Source organism: Terribacillus halophilus, assembly GCF_900162685.1.
GTDB lineage: Bacteria > Bacillota > Bacilli > Bacillales > Amphibacillaceae > Terribacillus > Terribacillus halophilus_A.
Window position 1 is genome coordinate 1739878 of the sequence record NZ_LT727828.1, and the last position, 14749, is coordinate 1754626.

The 14749-nt window shown below is 42.3% G+C and carries 18 protein-coding genes; 13 read left to right on the forward strand and 5 right to left on the reverse strand.

Annotation, left to right across the window (positions count from 1 at the left end):
• Positions 1 to 377 (reverse strand): hypothetical protein (locus B1K52_RS18020; RefSeq protein WP_373022492.1); only part of this gene is annotated, 377 nt, incomplete at its 3' end.
• 192 nt (positions 378 to 569) lie between these two features.
• Here B1K52_RS18020 and B1K52_RS13460 point away from each other — a divergent pair.
• A complete protein-coding gene (locus tag B1K52_RS13460; protein WP_077309075.1) occupies positions 570 to 854 on the forward strand; it encodes a DUF6123 family protein in 285 nt (94 codons plus the stop codon).
• On the opposite strand, the gene B1K52_RS13465 is transcribed toward B1K52_RS13460, so the two are convergent.
• From B1K52_RS13465 to B1K52_RS13475, 3 genes are all read right to left on the reverse strand, one after another.
• A complete protein-coding gene (locus B1K52_RS13465; protein WP_077309077.1) occupies positions 848 to 1240 on the reverse strand; it encodes a ribonuclease HI family protein in 393 nt (130 codons plus the stop codon). The two genes, B1K52_RS13460 and B1K52_RS13465, sit on opposite strands and share 7 nt — an antisense overlap.
• Positions 1241 to 1252: 12 nt before the next feature.
• Positions 1253 to 1936 (reverse strand): queuosine precursor transporter, encoded by a 684-nt coding sequence (locus B1K52_RS13470; protein WP_077309079.1) that lies wholly within the window; start codon positions 1934 to 1936, stop codon positions 1253 to 1255.
• Positions 1937 to 2065: 129 nt separating this feature from the next.
• The gene (locus B1K52_RS13475; RefSeq protein ID WP_077309081.1) at positions 2066 to 2266 is read right to left on the reverse strand and encodes a cold-shock protein; all 201 of its coding nucleotides are present in this window, start codon (positions 2264 to 2266) and stop codon (positions 2066 to 2068) included.
• A 379-nt stretch (positions 2267 to 2645) separates the two neighbouring features.
• On the opposite strand from B1K52_RS13475, the gene B1K52_RS13480 reads away from it, so the two are divergent.
• The 9 genes from B1K52_RS13480 (at position 2646) to B1K52_RS13520 (ending at position 12005) form a co-directional block, all read left to right on the forward strand.
• The gene (locus tag B1K52_RS13480; protein ID WP_077309083.1) at positions 2646 to 3494 is read left to right on the forward strand and encodes a DUF72 domain-containing protein; all 849 of its coding nucleotides are present in this window, start codon (positions 2646 to 2648) and stop codon (positions 3492 to 3494) included.
• Positions 3495 to 3513: 19 nt separating this feature from the next.
• Positions 3514 to 4128, forward strand: a complete 615-nt coding sequence (locus B1K52_RS13485) for an HD domain-containing protein (protein ID WP_077309085.1) — start codon at positions 3514 to 3516, stop codon at positions 4126 to 4128.
• A 17-nt stretch (positions 4129 to 4145) separates the two neighbouring features.
• On the forward strand, positions 4146 to 5102 hold the full coding sequence (locus B1K52_RS13490) for a thymidylate synthase (RefSeq protein WP_077309087.1): 957 nt from the start codon (positions 4146 to 4148) through the stop codon (positions 5100 to 5102).
• Between the two features lie 11 nt (positions 5103 to 5113).
• On the forward strand, positions 5114 to 5608 hold the full coding sequence (locus tag B1K52_RS13495; protein ID WP_077309089.1) for a dihydrofolate reductase: 495 nt from the start codon (positions 5114 to 5116) through the stop codon (positions 5606 to 5608).
• Between the two features lie 108 nt (positions 5609 to 5716).
• Positions 5717 to 5932 carry a YozE family protein gene (locus B1K52_RS13500; RefSeq protein WP_077309091.1) on the forward strand — a complete coding sequence of 72 codons (216 nt, stop codon included), beginning with the start codon at positions 5717 to 5719 and terminating at the stop codon, positions 5930 to 5932.
• Between the two features lie 129 nt (positions 5933 to 6061).
• Complete coding sequence (plsY, locus tag B1K52_RS13505) at positions 6062 to 6658, forward strand: glycerol-3-phosphate 1-O-acyltransferase PlsY (protein ID WP_077309093.1); 597 nt, start codon at positions 6062 to 6064, stop codon at positions 6656 to 6658.
• Between the two features lie 6 nt (positions 6659 to 6664).
• Positions 6665 to 8269 (forward strand): aminotransferase class V-fold PLP-dependent enzyme, encoded by a 1605-nt coding sequence (locus B1K52_RS13510; RefSeq protein ID WP_077309095.1) that lies wholly within the window; start codon positions 6665 to 6667, stop codon positions 8267 to 8269.
• A gap of 68 nt (positions 8270 to 8337) precedes the next feature.
• Entirely contained in the window at positions 8338 to 10101 is a 1764-nt protein-coding gene (locus B1K52_RS13515) for an LTA synthase family protein (RefSeq protein WP_179106554.1), read from the forward strand.
• Positions 10102 to 10613: 512 nt separating this feature from the next.
• On the forward strand, positions 10614 to 12005 hold the full coding sequence (locus B1K52_RS13520; protein WP_256855914.1) for an L-cystine transporter: 1392 nt from the start codon (positions 10614 to 10616) through the stop codon (positions 12003 to 12005).
• Positions 12006 to 12048: 43 nt separating this feature from the next.
• Here B1K52_RS13520 and B1K52_RS13525 read toward each other — a convergent pair whose 3' ends face one another.
• A complete protein-coding gene (locus B1K52_RS13525; protein WP_077309098.1) occupies positions 12049 to 12381 on the reverse strand; it encodes a YolD-like family protein in 333 nt (110 codons plus the stop codon).
• A gap of 113 nt (positions 12382 to 12494) precedes the next feature.
• On the opposite strand from B1K52_RS13525, the gene B1K52_RS13530 reads away from it, so the two are divergent.
• The 3 genes from B1K52_RS13530 to B1K52_RS13540 all read left to right on the forward strand — a co-directional run bounded on the left by B1K52_RS13530 (position 12495) and on the right by B1K52_RS13540 (position 14749).
• On the forward strand, positions 12495 to 12713 hold the full coding sequence (locus B1K52_RS13530) for a hypothetical protein (RefSeq protein ID WP_077309100.1): 219 nt from the start codon (positions 12495 to 12497) through the stop codon (positions 12711 to 12713).
• A gap of 72 nt (positions 12714 to 12785) precedes the next feature.
• Positions 12786 to 13523 (forward strand): YqcI/YcgG family protein, encoded by a 738-nt coding sequence (locus B1K52_RS13535; RefSeq protein WP_077309102.1) that lies wholly within the window; start codon positions 12786 to 12788, stop codon positions 13521 to 13523.
• Positions 13524 to 13594: 71 nt separating this feature from the next.
• Entirely contained in the window at positions 13595 to 14749 is a 1155-nt protein-coding gene (locus B1K52_RS13540; RefSeq protein ID WP_077309104.1) for an exonuclease SbcCD subunit D, read from the forward strand.

Here is a 14749-nt window from a genome sequence, read left to right on the forward strand (position 1 = left end):
AAAGGGTCAAGCGATTTTGTATACGCTTCTTTTTGTTCGTCAGAAAGGTTGCTTTCCAGCTTGTAATCAGTAAGCTTAGCTGCCCCTTCATCAGCGGCTTTCTTTGCAGATTCTGCAGCTGTGTTTAATTCATCTTCTGTGGTAGCTTCGTCAGCTGCTGCAGCTTGGTAAGCTGCAATTGGCGCGTAATAAGTGCTGAAATCTGCTGTAAAGTCCATTTGTGTTTGAAGCAATTCTTTTTTAGTATCTGTTGTTTCAGTCTTTTCTGTCTTATCAGCACCGCTGTCTGATTTACTTTCTGAATCAGCACTGGAACAACCTGTTGCCAAGATAGCTACGATAGCTATTGATGCAAACAAATACATTAACTTTCTCAAACTAACATCCCCTTTCGTACTAGCTTTTTTAGTTTAATGCCAAATTTTTGAATTGTAAATACTTAGGAGAAAAGTTAGTCAAATCTGAAAACTCAAATAAATATGATAAACAGGAATTTTCGCTATTCTATTGAAACCGGAAACAAGAATGCTATAATAAGAGTCGGATTTTCTAATAAAGGAGCTTTTTGCATGGTGAATAAACAAAGCTTGGCCTGTTTTCTGGACGATTTATGGGCGAAGGGGTTTAAATTAACAGACGAAGACATTCAATTTATTTACTTTGGCAAAAACTTTGCTAATGCATCTGATTGGAAAGTTATTTTTGCTGTCCAGGTTACGCTGCGATTCCAACACGCATTTGATGGCAGTTTCTATCTAAGTGTATTGGATCTTATTAAAGAAGACAACGTACAAACAAAAAAACAAGCAGAAGATCTGCTTGCCAATAAAGGGTTACAGCTTCAATATCATTGAAGCTGCCGGATTGCTTCCCGTGCAAGCTGATCTGCTGCTTTGTTCTGTTTCTCAGGTATCCATTTAATGAAGAAATAGGGGAAACCGCTGCTTAACTGCAGGATTTGCTCTAAAAGGGGCTGAAAATCCTTGTTTTTTGTGTGTTCCTTATCGATGGCCTGTACAGCAGCCTGAGAATCTGAGCGCAAGGAGATGATTGCCTCAGGGTGATCGTTCTGGCAAATTTCCAGCGCTTTGATGATTGCCCAGAACTCTGCTTGATGATTCGTCATCATACCAAGCGGAACGCTGTACGTCTTCCGTGCACCTTCATTGACGATGACAATACCAGCACCGCTTAGTCCTGGATTACCGCTGGTGGCACCGTCGGTATAAACCTCGATCAATACCCATTCCTCCTAATCTTCCATTTTACTAGACATACGCTTTGCTCCGTATAAAAACGGAGTGGAGATAATGCTGACAACAAATTTCAGTACATACGTCGAGATAAATATCTCAATCCATACAGTCCATTCATATGTGCCGGCAAATGCAATCGTACAGAAGACAAGTGTATCTATCAGCTGACTGAACATCGTACTGCCGTTATTTCGCACCCACAAGTATTTATCATCTGGAAGCAGACGCTTGACGAGCGCATATAGCCATACATCTAAATACTGACTAATACCAAATGCTATCAAGCTTCCAAGTGTAATGCGTGGAATAAAACCAAATATCGTGCTGAGGGATCCTTGGGCAAAGTCGCTCTCTGCAGGGTCAAATAAAAGGACACCTTGCATAATGAGTGTCATCGTGATCAAACTAGCGAACCCGAGACCAACTACTTTTCTGGCTGTCTTTTTACCGTAGTTTTCGTTTAATATGTCGGACGCTAAAAAGATTGTCCCGAACATAATATTTCCCATTGTTGCTGTCAATCCAAATAGTTCAATGGTTTTCGTTACTTGTATATTCGCCACTACCGTCGCCATACCGACCCATACAAACAATCCGATTCGTCCGAACAAACGATACATGACTAACAGCAGAATAAAATTTATAACTGCAAATAGAATCCATAGAATCTCGTTATTCAATGCCGCTCCTCCTAGTGAAAATTACTTAGACAATGGAAGAGTATACGCTTTTTTCAAGACCGTTGCAACTTTCGGCAGTAAGGCATAAAGAAAAGCGGCAACCCGATGGATTGCCGCTTATGTACATGATTACAGTTTTACAACGTTAGCTGCTTGAGGGCCTCTGTCTCCTTCGATTACTTCAAAGGATACTTCCTGACCTTCTTCAAGATTTTTAAAACCTTCTTCCTGGATGGCGGAGTAATGTACAAACACATCGTTACCGTCCTCAACTTGAATGAATCCGTAACCTTTTTCAGCGTTAAACCACTTGACAATTCCGTTTGGCATATTCCTTATCCTCCTAAAGACGTTTCACAGAAAACGTTTAAAAAATACAAAAAAGACGTGCAAGAAATGAAAAAGGCAGCTTGCTAGAAGGGCGGAATACACGAGCTCTTCTAACAAGCTGCCGACGTTCGGATTCCGCTCATCTTGTTTTGCTTGACACCAATATAGCTTATTTTGAAAAAAGCGTCAAGAGGGGAAGAATACAGATGTATTGGGAAAGTAACCGCTTTCTTAGAGTGGAAAATGAACTGCACCTTTGTTTATTGCCGAAATATTGCGATATCTTTTGGTTATCTTCTGTATGAAACGCTCATTATTGAAGGGATACTGCGATTCCATTACAATATAAGAAATTACAAGTGTTGAGAGGAGGAAAGTTATGACGATTCAAGTCGGTGTGACGGGCTGGGGCGATCATGACAAACTATATACGGATCCGAAAGCGAGACAGCAGAAATTAAAAACATACAGCACGCATTTTGATGTGGTAGAAGTTGATGCATCCTTTTATGCCATCCAGCCAATGAGCAACTACGAAAAATGGACAGCCGAAACACCGGCTCACTTCTCTTTCGTCATAAAAGCACACCAAGATATGACTGGGCAGAGCAGGAAAAAGATGACACGAGCAGAAGCTGCAAGCTTATTCGAGGCTTTTTTGTCCTCCATTCAGCCGGTTATCGAAGCAGACAAACTAGCTGCTATTCTTTTTCAATTCCCGCCTTGGTTTAAGGTAGAGAAGGCAAGCATCGATCGGCTTCGCTATATCCGGGAGCTGACAAAAGGGCTGCCGGTTGCAATTGAATTTCGGCATCAGTCCTGGTATACAGAAGTTTATCGGAATCAGACACTTAACCTATTGCAAGAATTAGAATTCATTCATACTATTTGTGACGAACCGCAAGCAGGGAGTGGTTCCGTTCCAGCTGTTCCGGTAGCTACGAACGAAGAAATAACATTAGTTCGTTTTCACGGACGAAATGTCCATGGTTGGAACCAGCATGGAAGGGAAGACTGGCGTAAAGTGCGATTTTTGTATCGCTATAATGAGGCGGAACTGAAAGAATGGCAAGCGTCAGCCAAAAGTTTGGAGCAGTCCTGTAAACGTGTTGTGCTGCTATTCAATAACAATTCCGGGGGCGATGCGAGTGACAATGCCAAAGAAATGATGCAGCTGCTCGGTCAAAAGCTGCCAGATCCACCGCCAGAACAACTCCATTTATTTTGAATAGGAAGGATGTTGACTAATGGAACAGCAAAACCAATTGGAAGAGATGGAACGCTATGCACATACTATCTTTCGTGAAGATGCTACGGGGCACGACTTTTACCATATGAAACGAGTGGCAAAGACAGGGCGTAAAATTGCATTAAAAGAGGGTGCAGATCCATTTCTAACAGAGGCTATTGGCTGGATGCATGATATCGGAGATCATAAACTGTTCGATCGGCCGGCAGATACCATTGCTGAGGCGAAAGCATTCTTGCGAAGAATTGAACTGGAAGAAAGCATGATACGAGAGATTTTCCAAGTATGCCGGGATATATCTTTCAGCAAAGGACGTATACCAGAAACGTTGGAAGGAAAAATCATTCAAGATGCCGATCGTCTGGATGCTATTGGCGCCATCGGGATTGCGCGGACATTCGCTTTTGGCGGAGCTGCCAGCCGTCTTATTCATTGGCCGAATGATCCCAAGCAGTCGAGCATTCAGCATTTTTATGATAAACTATTAAAATTGAAAGAAACGTTACATACGGATACTGCTAACCAAATGGCAGAGAAAAGACATGCTTTTATGGAAAGATTCCTGGATCAATTTTTCGAGGAATGGGACATGCCGTGCGACAATATACGATAAAAGGAATGTGATAGTTGATGACAACCTCTGAACAAACATATCTGGATTTATGCAGATATGTATTAAATAACGGCACAAAAAAAGAAGATCGTACAGGAACTGGCACCGTATCTGTATTCGGTTATCAAATGCGCTTTGATTTGAAGCAAGGCTTTCCACTTTTGACGACAAAACGTGTGCCTTTTCGTCTTATCGCTAGTGAGCTGCTTTGGTTCTTAAAAGGAGACACAAACATTCGCTATTTGCTAGAGCATAACAATAATATCTGGAATGAATGGGCGTTTAAGAATTGGGTCGAAAGTGAGGCATACGACGGACCGGACATGACGGATTTCGGCCGCAGATCATTGCAGGATGAAGCTTTCCGTTCTGCCTATAATACAGAGATGGATAAGTTTAAACAGCTTATTCTCACTGATGATGATTTTAGTGAACAATTTGGTCATCTTGGTGATGTTTATGGGAAGCAGTGGCGAAGCTGGCAGACAACCAAAGGAGAGACAATCGATCAATTGCAAGACATAATTGAAATGATCAAGAAAAATCCAGATTCCCGAAGATTGATTGTTTCTGCATGGAATCCAGAAGATGTGCCGACAATGGCATTGCCACCTTGTCATACGATGTTCCAATTTTATGTTGCTGATAATAAATTATCTTGTCACCTGTACCAGCGGAGCGGCGATATCTTCCTTGGCATCCCGTTCAATATTGCCAGCTATAGTTTGCTGACACATTTAATTGCGAAAGAATGCGGCTTAGAAGTTGGTGAATTCATTCACACAATTGGAGATGCACATTTGTATACAAATCACTTGGAGCAAGTGGAAACACAGCTTAGCCGTACACCTAAACAATTGCCATCCTTGCATATTAAAAATAGTTTCAGCTCGGTATTTGACGCTTCTATGGAAGACTTGGAAATCATCGGCTATGAGCCGCATCCGGCCATCAAAGCACCAGTAGCGGTATAAGGAGGAACAATATGATTTCTTTATTATTTGCAATGGATCAAAATCGTGGTATTGGATATAACAATGATTTGCCGTGGCGCCTTCCCGGCGATTTGCGCTTCTTTAAGGAGAAAACGACAAATCAGATTATTGTTATGGGGAGAAAAACGCTGGATTCCATGAATGGCGCGCTGCCTAACCGAACAAATGTAGTACTAACGCGAGATGAGGCATTCCAAGCTGATCAAGTTATTGTCTTGCATGATATTAAGGAAATAGAGACGTTAGCGAACAAGTATCCGGATCAAGAGATATTTGTTATTGGCGGAAGCGACATTTTTGCGCAAACAGTGGAAATAGCAGACCGTATTTATATGACGTATATAGAGGAATCTTTCCCGGCAGACACTTTCTTTCCAGATTTCTCAATGGAAGAGTGGCAGGAAACAGCACGGGAAAAAGGCGTGAAGAACGATCGCAATCCATATGATTATTATTTTATCCAATACGACCGAGTAAAGCGCTGAATGTTGTATGTGCTATTGCCGCCTGCTTGTTTCTTTCTTCTAATCGTACTGACAATTTATTACCCCGTTTGGAGGAATAAGAGCAAGTTCAAGAAAGAAGGTGAATAAATGCGATCTTTTTATCATTATATGATGACGCATCGCGGACGAAAGCAACCGACCGATGAGAGCCGTCTTGCCGATTGGATGTTCAGTGAACATAATTTCCCAAAGCATAGTTCTTCCTATGATGAAATTAGCGAATACTTGGAGTGGAACAGTCCGTATCACGGATCTTTGCAGGTATTCGACCGTCTCTGGAGCACTTATGAATCGTCGGATTAAGAGAAAAAAACACTTATATCTATTGATATAGGTGTTTTTTGTACATTCTTTAGGTAGAAAATTGTCAAATATCATTGAAAGTTTACTTGTTTATTTATACTATGGAACTACGCAAGGTGGTGTCAGTTTATGGAAGGCGATGTGCTTGCATCGTTATGGATTATCCTAGCATATATATTTGGTTCCTTAAATGGAGCCTATTATCTGATGAAATGGAAACATGGAATTGATATACGGACGACCGGCAGCGGTAATGCAGGCGCTACGAATGCCGGAAGATCGATGGGAAAGAAAGGCTTTCTGCTCGTTCTTGTTTTTGATTTGGCAAAAGGTATGCTTGCTGTGCTGCTTGTCCGCTGGAGCGGAGGAACTGAAGTTGTCGCAGGACTAAGTGCTGTTGCGGCCGTATTGGGGCATATTTTCCCGATTCAGCTTCGTTTTCGCGGCGGAAAAGGTATCGCTGTGTCACTTGGAGCACTTGTTATCTTTTCTTATCAAGCTACCTTCCTCTTACTTGCCGTGTTTCTATGTATCTATCTTTTCATAAGAAAATTTAGTGCCTCGGGATTACTCGCTTACGTTAGTACAGCTGTACTGCTACCGTTTTTACAATTGGACGTATTTACAATCGCAGTTTACGTTGTAGTGACCGTCCTTGTCGTAGCAGCACATCACACACATGTGAAAGCGGCCTGGAATTATTTTCTATTACGTAACGAAAGGTGACAAACAATGAATTCGACACAATTACAGTATAAAATCGCAACAGAAACGTGGGAATTCGAACAAATACACGCTCTGAATTATCGTACGTTTACAGAAGAAATTCCTCAGCATGAAGTGAATGAGGGGCGCAGCCGAATTGATCGCTTTAATGAAGAAAATACATATATTATTGGTCTTGACGGACGGGTGGTCGTTGCCATGATTGCCTTTCGTTCAAATAGACCTTTTTCACTTGATCAAAAACTAGATAACCTTGATGATCTTCTTCCTCCGCATAAAGCCAAATGTGAAATCAGGCTGCTTGCAGTCGAAAAAGCTTATCGGAATAGCTTTGTTTTCTTCCGCCTTGCCGAGGCTCTTATTAACTATTGTCTAGATAACGGCTTTGATATGGCTATCATCTCCGGTGTTATGCGGCAGCAAAAGCTCTACCGGCATATGGGATTCGTTCCGTTTGGTGGTTTGACGGGAAATGGGGATGCGCAGTTCCAGCCGATGTATGTGACTGAAAAATTGTTCCAACGTAAAGCGCGGGCATTTCAGCGGATACTTTCCAAGCAAGAGCCGATTAGCTTTCTGCCGGGACCTGTTCCTATGGCGGACGAAGTAAAGCAGGCTATTGGTCAGACTGCGTGCTCGCACCGCTCACCGGCTTTTCTCAATCAGCTTCATCAGCTGCGTGAAAGATTAAAAAAACTGACACACGCTGAACATGTGCAAATTATGCTTGGGTCCGGCACACTTGGAAATGATGCAGCAGCAGCGCAGCTTTCGCTTCTAGGGCAGCGCGGACTTATTCTCGTGAACGGGGAATTTGGTTTGCGACTGACCGATCACGCACAGCGGGCAGGACTTTCTTTTTCCTCCCTGGAGATACCTTGGGGCAAAGCATTTGATTATCAGCAGATTTTGACAGAGGTAAAGAAGCATAATGTTGGCTGGATCTGGGCTGTACATGCAGAAACGTCCACTGGTGTACTGCAGGACTTGGATAAGCTAAAACAAATTGCCCAACATACGGACAGCAAGCTTATTTTGGACTGCTGCAGCTCACTTGGTAATACGCCAATTGATTTGAGCGGTGTCTTCCTAGCAACAGCTGGGAGCGGCAAAGGATTGGCTTCTTACGCAGGGTTAGCATTCGTTTTCTATCATCATGAAATCGAGATTTCAAATAGCATTCCGCGTTATCTTGATCTTGGCCTTTACCATTCATACGAAAGCTCACCCTTTACGCATGCTTCTAATCAACTAGCTGCATTAGCTGCTGCTATAGACCAGTGGGAGAAAAAGAAGATAATAGAGCGGGTTAGCTCGTTGACAGATAAGCTCGTCAACCTTTGCAATCAAAAGGGAATACCATACTTGGCTGACGATACATGCCGCGCTCCAGGCATACTTACAATCACCCTTCCAAAGGAGTTCAGGTCTGAGAGTGTCGGACGGATACTTGCGCAGAAAGGATTCCTAATCAGCTGCAATAGCAGTTACTTAATCGAAAACAATTGGGTGCAGTTAGCTGTCATGGGACATCATGAAGAGAAAGATTTGGTTCGTGTCACAGAGGAACTTGCCAGCCTGATCGGAAAGAAGGAAACAATCACCCAATGAGATTTTTGTCTACTGCCAAAGGATACTGCTCGGTTGGAGCAGTCCTTCTATTATGTAAGATGTATCTAATGAGTATCATCTATTTTGATTTGCCTTTGTATGAACCGTTTGATTACATACAGTTGTTTCTATCGAGTTTGACGTCTATCGCAGTTCTCTTGCTGCTATTATATGTTTTTGCACGAAAATTACGAGCTGGATCACTTTTGATTCTGCATATAATTCTGACGGGCGTTTTATACGGCAACTTGCTGTATTTCCGCTTTTACATTGACTTTGTGACATTGCCTATCCTGTTCCAATTCCAAAACGTCGGCGGCCTTAGCCAAAGCACGGTAGAATTGATGGACCCACTTGATTTAGTTTTGTTTGCGGATACCGTTTTGCTGCTTATTTGGTGGCTGTTCAAACGTCCGAAACCGATACGTCTGAACTGGAGAAGAAAAGGAGCTTTTACTGCCGGTATTATCTTGCTTATTGGTCTTAATATCGGTATCGGGCAACTTGGAGCGGGAGATCAGCATGATGGCAGCTATAACCGTACTGCTAAGGTTAGCACACTAGGTCCTGTCTATTATCACGGATATGATATTTATCAAACTGTTCGTGCTGAGCTCAGCAGTGAATTTGCGACAAAGACAGATTATGAGAAAGCTGCTGCTTACTTGGAGAGTTCAAACAAGGATGTCAGCTCTGATTATTTTGGTATTGCAGAAGGAAAAAACGTCATTCTTATAAATCTGGAATCAACACAGCAGTTTGTTATTGGACGAAAAGTGAAGGGGGAAGAGATTACCCCATTTCTAAATAGCTTAATTAAGGACAGTTTTTATTTTGACCATGTATATCATCAAACTGCCCAAGGAAAAACTTCAGATGCTGAATTTATGTTTGATCAGTCCTTTTATCCTTTATCGAGCGGATCTGTCTATGTACGTCGCCCGGATAACGAATACATTGCTATGCCAGAAATATTGGCTGAATCCGGTTATCATAGTGCTTCATTCCACGGAAATGTCGCAAGCTTCTGGAACCGGGAAGAAGCATATGATGCATTCGGCTACAACGACTTCTTCTCGATGAATTCTTATGACGTGACTGAAGCAAACAGCGTGAACTACGGTATCAAGGATGGCGCTTTCCTTGAACAATCCATGCCTTACTTGAAAAGTTTAAAAGAACCTTTTTACAGTAAACTATTGTTATTGACAAATCATTTCCCATTTATTTTGGACGAAGAGGATATTAAGCTGGATAAAGCCGATACAGGTGTCGATGTGGTCGATCGTTATTTCCAGACCATCCGCTATCAAGACGAAATACTCAAGAAATTCTTTGATGATCTGAAAAAGTCGGGTTTGTATGAGGACTCTGTTGTGGTCTTGATTGGTGATCATTATGGTATTTCTGAAAGCTATTATGACGGCATTGAAAAATACCTCGATGAGGAGCTGTCAACACCGGAAGAACTTGATTTGCAGCGTGTACCGCTGATCATTCACGTACCTGGTGAAGAAGGAAAGACAATTCACCAACCAGCCGGCCAGATCGATATTCAGCCAACCATCTTGCATCTGTTAGGTACTGATACGAGTACTTATCCTCATTTTGGTCAAGATCTGCTGGCAGATGTTCGTGATTCTTTCGTCGTCTTTCGAGATGGTGATTTCATTTCGGAAGATGTAATTTACACGAAGCAGCTTTGTTATGACAGAGCAACATCGGAACAAATCGATATGACTCGCTGTGCTCCTTTTTTCGAAAAACGAAACAAAGAATTATATTACTCAGATGCCATTTTAAATGGTGATCTGCTGCGCTTTGCTGAATGATGCGAGGCTGGGACATAACTTGTTTAAGTTATATAAAAATCCAAACAATACTGCAATTAACTGCAGAATTGTTTGGATTTTTTGCATGGGAAACGGAGATGAGAGCATCGCTTCGGAAATACACTCCGCTTTCCTACGGGAGTCTCCGTGTATTTCCTACGCTGATTTGTGTGATGGGAAACCTTCATTCGTGTAGGGTAGAATCGTAGACTCCTCGAAAATAGCGATTTTCTTGTCGGTGTCTACTTCAAAAGCCATTCTTATCCGACGATAACAACTAATGTTGGAGAGGCAGCAGCCGTCAGAGAGCTGCATTATCGTTCGCTTTTAGGATGAATCAATCTTGTTCTGTCCCAGTTTCATTTTTTGTTTGTAAAAACCATCATGGCTGTAGACAGCGTCTTTATTTGAGATATAAAGATATTTACATAATCTTTCCAACATGCTATTGTAAGAGAGGTTCAATTCATACTTAGTTGATAGGGATTATTGATTTTAGGGAGGGATTTTGGTTGGACTTATTTACAGCTATTAATATTATTGTTTTATTAGGATTACTTTTTGTTCTTTATTGGATGCAAAAGAAACACGTTTCCTTTTCGAAACGGGTATTGACTGGATTAGGGATTGGTATTGTATTTGGAGTTGCATTGCAATTAATTTATCAGCCTGCCTCCGACACGATCACGCAGACAAATGATTGGTTTGGAATTGTGGGAAGCGGATATGTTAAACTTCTGCAAATGATCGTCATGCCGCTTGTCTTCATTTCTATCGTTGCAGCGTTTACGAGACTGAAGAAGTCCACCAACCTTGGTAAAATCAGCGGGCTAGTAATTGGAACATTGCTTTTAACAACAGCTATTGCGGCTGCCATCGGTATTGCATCCACTGTTGGATTTGATTTAAAAGCAATTGATGTCAATACAAGTGATGCCGAGGTAGCGAGAGGACAGGAGTTGGAAGAGCGTTTAACTGATGTACAAAGCACAACAGTTCCTCAAAAAATATTGGAGTTCCTTCCAACCAACCCATTTCAGGACTTAACGGGAGCTAGACCAACATCTACGATTGCAGTAGTCATTTTTGCAGCATTTGTTGGGGTCGCCTATTTAGGAGTAAGAAGAAAACATCCTGAACAAGCTGACTTTTTCCAGAAGATAGTAGAGTCCTTGCACAGCATTGTGATGCGCATTGTAACACTCGTATTACGACTCACGCCTTACGGGATACTTGCTTTAATGGCCAGAACAGTTGCGGGAAGTGATTTTAACGCTATCGCAACGCTTGGTAAGTTTGTTATTGCTTCTTATGTGGCGCTGATTGCCATGTTCCTAGTTCATCTGCTTATTTTGGCTATTATGGGACTAAGTCCAAAACAATATGTGAAAAAAGTTATGCCAGTGCTTGTATTTGCCTTCACTTCACGTACTAGCGCAGGGACTTTACCCTTGAATGTTGATGCACAGCGGAACAAGCTGGGCGTTCCAGAGTCTATCGCGAACTTCTCTGCTTCATTTGGTATTACGATTGGCCAGAATGGCTGTGCTGGCATCTATCCAGCTATGCTGGCTGTTATGATTGCACCTTCACAAGGTATTGATCCTTTGTCGCCGTCTTTCCTTTCCACATTAATACTTGTCGTAATGGTTAGTTCGTTTGGTGTAGCTGGAGTTGGAGGAGGCGCAACATTTGCTTCTTTAATTGTTCTCTCAACGATGAACTTACCAGTAGCTTTAGCTGGCGTATTGATATCTATTGAGCCGCTTATCGACATGGGTCGTACTGCGGTAAATGTGAGCGGTTCTATGGTGTCCGGCCTGGTGACAAGCCGCTCACTAGGAGAGCTGGATACAAAAAAATATCGTTCAGATGATGTTTCCTCTGAAAGCACTGCAGTTTAAACTGCCTTCTTGAAATACCGTTCCCAGCCGGGAACGGTATTTTTTAATGAAATGAGATATCAATTAGCCGATTAAACGGAATACGAACAGGATACAAACGATCTGCCGTATCAAGAAGCAGATACTGTTCAACTGGTTTCAAGCCGGTCACAATACCTGAGACTCTATTCACTTTGTTGCCACTGCTGTAACTAATAAATGCTTTTGTCGCTCCTATTTGAATTTGCTGGACTTTTTGTTCCAGTTCTTCCAGCTGCTGTTCATCCAAAATGGGCGCTTTTTCTATACCAATCTCACGTCCCATTTGCTGCAGCATCTCCACATGTTCTGGCAGCATTAAAGATGTCCATTTTATTTTTCCACGATCATGCACCATACGTCATTCCTCCTGTCCTCATTATATACGAACAAAGGTTCCTTTTTCAAGTGACAAAGAACGTTTGTTCGTATATAATAACTGTAAAAATAAGCAGAAAGCAGGAATCTAAAATGGAACAAAGCGCAGTGGCAAAATTCTTGAAGCAGCAAGTAACTTTGATTTACATGGCAAAGGATGGCTCGTTAACAAAACGCTGTGTAACAATAGACCGTTTAACAGACACATCTGTCACTGGCTATTGCTATTTGCGAAAGCAGCAGCGTACGTTTCGACTCGATCAGATTCTTGCTATGCAGCCGCAGCCATTCTCGTGGCGAATTTCTTCTTGATACGAATAATCACCACCGTACTTCTTCCTGAATAATGTACTAGGGATATAACCAGGTAAAGGAGAACGTGTGATGACCACCTTGCTCGATATCCACAATTCAGAAAATCACCGGCTAACTTCATGGCAGAAGGAAATGCTCCAGTGCTTCCATAGCAAACTATCTGATCAAAAAAGCAAGTTTCCTTGCATACCGGCAACAGCCGGTCATGCGCTTGCCCAATTACGATATGGCTTTGCTGATAATCCAGCAACAGAAGACGCGGCCAAACAATTGGCTGGTTTATTAGCGTCATATGGGAAGAGTTCCCGAGAATTTGGCTCTTATACTTCCCTGATAGTGTTTTTCGATACAACAAAACTGCAAGAGCTCCATCTGGATGTTCCGGATTATTTTCAAGTCTTCTGGGAGCTGCTAAGCAAGGCAGCTGCCTATGATACAAGTAACTGGCCAGCGCATATTCCTGAAGACCCTAAAGAAATGCTATGGGAATATTGTTTTGGCGAGGAGAAATATTTTATGTATTGTGCGACACCATCTCATCAAGCAAAAAAGAGCCGAAACTTTCCGTGTATGATGCTTGCAATCACACCTAGATGGGTGTTGGAAGAGTTTCAATCAAAGCCGAAACCTGCGGCAGCTATAAAAAAGAAAATCAGGCAGCGAATACGCGCTTATGATTCAAATGAAATTCATCCTGACTTGAATGATTACGGTAACAGAGACAACCTGGAATGGAAACAATACTTCCTCCATGACGACAATACTTCACCTGCACGCTGTCCGTTTCACCGAAGAAAGCAAGACTAGCAATTTCCTGGCGGTTCTTCCCATACCACCCTTAAACAAATCATGCTAGAATAATAGCAGGAGGAATACGTATGAAACTATTGCATACCGCTGATTGGCATCTGGGCAAGATTGTCAACAGCGTACATATGACAGATGATCAAGCGCTCATCTTAGAGCAGATCAAACTGATCATAGAAAAAGAACAGCCTGACGCAGTTATTGTGGCTGGTGATTTATACGACCGAGCGATTCCGCCGCGTGATGCGGTCGAGCTCTTAAATAATACATGGAACTGGCTGATCGGCAAGAAGGAAATTCCTGTATTGTCGATCAGCGGTAATCATGACAGTCCAGATCGCCTTGATTTTGGCAGCCAGCTGTTTAGAGCAAGTAACCTTTATATTGAAACAAAACTGCGAGACGGACTTGAGCCAGTGACCTTGCAAGATGTGCACGGTCCAGTTCATTTTCATTTGATTCCATATACCGAACCGGCCGATGTCCGGGCCTTTTTCGAAGATGACACAATTACCACCCACCAGCGCGCGATGGAACGCATCGTGTCTTATATAACAGACAACAACAATATGGAAGAGCGCCATGTTTTTGTTGGACATGCCTTTCTGGCAGGAGGCATGGAATCAGACTCTGAGGAACGGCTTTCCATGATTGGAGGAAGCCCATATGTGGATGCATCTCTGTTTGAACCATTCACGTATGCTGCTTTTGGGCATTTACATCAAGCACAGCGAATTACTAGTGATCATATTCGCTACAGCGGTTCACCGCTTAAATATTCTTTTTCAGAAGCGAATCACAAGAAATCAGTGACCATCATTGAGCTGGATGAATCAGGATTCCAATCATTTGAGAAAATCGACCTTGAGCCAAAAAGAGATATGCGAATTGTCGAAGGCTATTTTGACGAGTTGATGGAAGGTATCACCGGTGGAAATCAAGCGGATTACTTGCATATCCGTTTGCTTGATGATGGACAGCTGCTGGATCCGATGGGCAAGCTGCGCAAGCTTTATCCCAATATCCTTCGATTGGAGCGAAAAGCAAAAAGCGGGGCTAGTTCCATGTCTGATATCAAGGAAATCAAAGAAAAACAGCGTATGTCTCATTTGCAGCTTTTTGCTGCTTTTTATGAGGAGATGAAAGGTGAAGCCATACCGGAACATCGTCAAACACAAATGGAAACAATCATTCAGCGTTTAGTTGAGGAAGAAAGGAGGGGTTGA

Bases quoted from the DNA above. Each gene is read 5' to 3' on its own strand.
- B1K52_RS13460 (WP_077309075.1), top strand. From the start codon at position 570: ATGGTGAATAAACAAAGCTTGGCCTGTTTTCTGGACGATTTATGGGCG.
- B1K52_RS13475 (WP_077309081.1), bottom strand. From the start codon at position 2,266: ATGCCAAACGGAATTGTCAAGTGGTTTAACGCTGAAAAAGGTTACGGA.
- B1K52_RS13480 (WP_077309083.1), top strand. From the start codon at position 2,646: ATGACGATTCAAGTCGGTGTGACGGGCTGGGGCGATCATGACAAACTA.
- B1K52_RS13485 (WP_077309085.1), top strand. From the start codon at position 3,514: ATGGAACAGCAAAACCAATTGGAAGAGATGGAACGCTATGCACATACT.
- B1K52_RS13490 (WP_077309087.1), top strand. From the start codon at position 4,146: ATGACAACCTCTGAACAAACATATCTGGATTTATGCAGATATGTATTA.
- B1K52_RS13495 (WP_077309089.1), top strand. From the start codon at position 5,114: ATGATTTCTTTATTATTTGCAATGGATCAAAATCGTGGTATTGGATAT.
- B1K52_RS13500 (WP_077309091.1), top strand. From the start codon at position 5,717: ATGCGATCTTTTTATCATTATATGATGACGCATCGCGGACGAAAGCAA.
- plsY (WP_077309093.1), top strand. From the start codon at position 6,062: ATGGAAGGCGATGTGCTTGCATCGTTATGGATTATCCTAGCATATATA.
- B1K52_RS13510 (WP_077309095.1), top strand. From the start codon at position 6,665: ATGAATTCGACACAATTACAGTATAAAATCGCAACAGAAACGTGGGAA.
- B1K52_RS13515 (WP_179106554.1), top strand. From the start codon at position 8,338: ATGAGTATCATCTATTTTGATTTGCCTTTGTATGAACCGTTTGATTAC.
- B1K52_RS13525 (WP_077309098.1), bottom strand. From the start codon at position 12,381: ATGGTGCATGATCGTGGAAAAATAAAATGGACATCTTTAATGCTGCCA.
- B1K52_RS13530 (WP_077309100.1), top strand. From the start codon at position 12,495: ATGGAACAAAGCGCAGTGGCAAAATTCTTGAAGCAGCAAGTAACTTTG.
- B1K52_RS13535 (WP_077309102.1), top strand. From the start codon at position 12,786: ATGACCACCTTGCTCGATATCCACAATTCAGAAAATCACCGGCTAACT.
- B1K52_RS13540 (WP_077309104.1), top strand. From the start codon at position 13,595: ATGAAACTATTGCATACCGCTGATTGGCATCTGGGCAAGATTGTCAAC.